This is a genomic window from Mycobacterium sp. (assembly GCF_049683355.1).
In the GTDB taxonomy this organism is placed as follows: Bacteria; Actinomycetota; Actinomycetes; order Mycobacteriales; family Mycobacteriaceae; genus Mycobacterium.
In genome coordinates, this window is the sequence record NZ_JBAUJB010000252.1 from 1 (window position 1) to 2,930 (window position 2,930).

The following is a 2,930-nucleotide window of genomic DNA, read 5'->3' on the forward strand; positions in this document are numbered from 1 at the left end:
GGTCGTGCCAGCCGCCACCGGCGACACCAGGACCAACGGCGGCACCTCCACCGGCAACCCGACCACCGTCACCACCGTGGCCGCAGGCACCGTCGACGCGTTCCCGTCCGCATCGACCACCGCGAAAGTGACCGACTTCAACCCCGCCTCCGCCGAAGTCAACGTCACCGACTCCAACAACGCTCGATACTCCGCCACCGACGCCGACCCGGTGAACATCAACACCCCGCCAGCGACACTCGCCGTCACACCCTCCGGCAACGACCCGTAACCCAGGACAACACCGGCCGCCGCATCGTTGAGAGTGACTGTCGCCGAGCCGAGGTCATCGGAGTCCAGGTCGGTGATCACCACAATCGGGGACACCGTGATCGCCGAATCCGTCGTGCCGGCCGCCACCGGCGACACCACCACCAACGGCGGCACCTCCACTGGCAACCCGACCACCGTCACCAACGTGCCCGCCGGGATGCTGGGCTGATCCTGGTCGTCGACAACCTGGAAGGACACCGTTTCAATCGCGGTGACTGGCGACGTCAACGACACCGACTGCAGGAGTTGCTGATACTCCGCCACCGACGCCGCGCCGGTGAACGTCAACACACCATCGGCATAGGTCGCAGTCACTCCGGTGGGCAACGCCCCATGACTCAAGACGGGCCCTGAATCGGGATTACCGAGAGTCACTGTGGCGGAACTCAACTCGTCAGAATCCAAATCGGTGATCACCAGTATCGGCGAAACTGTGATCGCCGTATCGGTCGTGCCTGCCGCGACCGGGGTGACAACCACCACAGGCGCCAGCTCCACGAGGGGGTTGACCGTCACCGGGATCGTGACGGTCACTTCATCGGGCTGCGCGAGTCCGATAGCCCGGGAGATCCCGTGGAAGACGCCTTGAATGAGGCCGCATATGCCCTTGAGGTGCTCCGACGAGTCACTGATGACAACCTCGAAGGTGTCCTGCAACGGTTCACCGGTGACGACAGAGGTCGGCGTGTAGACAAACTTGCCAGTGAGCGGATCTCGAACCACCAAGCCGTGCTCCGGCTGCACGATGGTGTATGTCAACGGGTCACCGTTGGGATCGGAAGCCGGAACGTCGACGAGTAGTTGCCCGGTGAGGATCTGCTCCGTTGTCACCTGACCGACAACCGGATACTTGTTGAAGAATGTGTGGGTGATCTGACGGCGCACCCACGCCAACAATGCGTCGAACCAGGGGGCTTGCGCAGGAGTCGCCGGATCTGCGAACGGCGACACCACACCGGCCACGAGCGCTGAGACGATGTCGACAGATTCGACGGTTTGCTCGTCCGGCGCAGCGACAATCGCCTCGGTTACCGCAGTTTCGCTGGCGATCACATCAACGACGGCTACGTCGTTCTGGGATTCCGCATCAGCATCGACGAGCGTGCCCGGGTCGGAGTCGAGCGACATGTCGGCTTCATCGTCGGCGACTGACTCCTCAGGATCCACGACAGGTTCTTCGACGCCCGTCGTCAGCGCGTCGTCCGTCGCCGACGGTGCGGCGGCTACGTCCTCCGAGGCTGCGGGAACTTCCGCAGACTCCTCGACCGGGGGTTCAGCGACGTCCACCGGGTCGGCAGCTTCCACATCCTTCTCGTCAACGGGAACGCCGGCATCCTCCTCGCTCGACTCGTCACCGTCCGCGGGCTCGTCGCCGTCTGAGATGTCGCCGTCGGAGATGTCGCCATCCGGGCTATCGCTGTCCGAGGCGTCGTCGGCCTGAGAATCGCTGTCTGATGAGGTCTCGCTCGACTCACCGGCGTCACGGTCACGCTTCTTCCGCGGTCCCGGCGCATCACTGTCGGAACTGGAACCTGCGGACACCGATTCCGAATCGGTGTCCGCGTACGCCACCCCGGATGAGTTCGCGACCGCGAAGCCGACACCCAGAGACACGGCCAGCGCGCCCACTCGGCCCACATGAAGCGCGTATTTCGAGGGCGCCTTGCGCGCATGTCTGGCGGTGCGGATCCGCCCGTCGGCCGTGACGAGGTCCTTCGCCGCCCAGAACTCCCGTTCAGCGGCAGCACAGTTCCCGTACTGGATGCGATGACGAGCCGGGGTCGCGCACATACCTGGTCCTCCGTTTGCTCTGCCTGCGATCCCCCACCGGTTGTATTCGCGCAGGCCCCTATAAAGGAGAGAAATTTGGCGCTGCGGGGACCTTGCGCGTGGGTTGCCCACCACATACACACGCAGCGTCATTGCCGCTCCCCGACTTTTCGTGCCCACCAATGCAGGTTTGCTGAAGCGTGCCGTGTCGCCTGTCGGCCGCTCCGCAATCTTGAGCTTAGGTCAGCGGAGTGATTTTCATCACTATGTTTGCCGATTTATTTGCGCAAGCAAGTAATAAGTCAATGATTGTTCAAGGATCTGAACGCCATGAACTGCGATGACAGCTGAGATCTAGCTCTAATAGCAAATTTGCGCTACCGAAAAAGCGGTACTGAGTCCGACGCCAAACGCTCGCGGAACCGCTGATCCGCCCCGGCTTCATGGACATGAGGTCAAGAGTGAAGGCCCCTGAAACACTGGCAACCATCTGGCATCCGAGTTCGCGACCTTCCTGGATCGTTCACACTGCAGCCGCCGTAGTTCACCTACTCGATATCCGTCACTGGCTTGCCGCGACGCTGTGACACCGCGCGTGGACGGGCAAACCCAAGTCCATCGCCACGATCCGGCACCTTCTGCGATCAGGACTTTCCGTCGGTATGCAGGTTTGCCCACTCTGTTGGGCTGTGGGCTGCCCTCGAGGGGCTACCCGTCACGCCAGCGCCGGGATGACCTCGCGTTCGAACAACTCGATGCCCGAACGGTCGTAGGCCGCCTCGGGGCAGTAGCAGATCACGTATTCACAGCCCAGGTCGCGGAGCTTCTGTAGTGCCTCGACGAGTTGC

General features: G+C 62.8%; 1 protein-coding gene and 1 pseudogene. Both read right to left on the reverse strand.

The genetic code is table 11. From position 1 onward, the window contains the following. A partial coding sequence (locus tag WA944_RS15340; protein WP_526647092.1) for an Ig-like domain-containing protein occupies positions 1 to 2,103 on the reverse strand: 2,103 nt, incomplete at its 3' end. A 694-nt stretch (positions 2,104 to 2,797) separates the two neighbouring features. Beyond that, a pseudogene (locus tag WA944_RS15345) lies at positions 2,798 to 2,930 on the reverse strand (LLM class F420-dependent oxidoreductase); the annotation flags it as partial.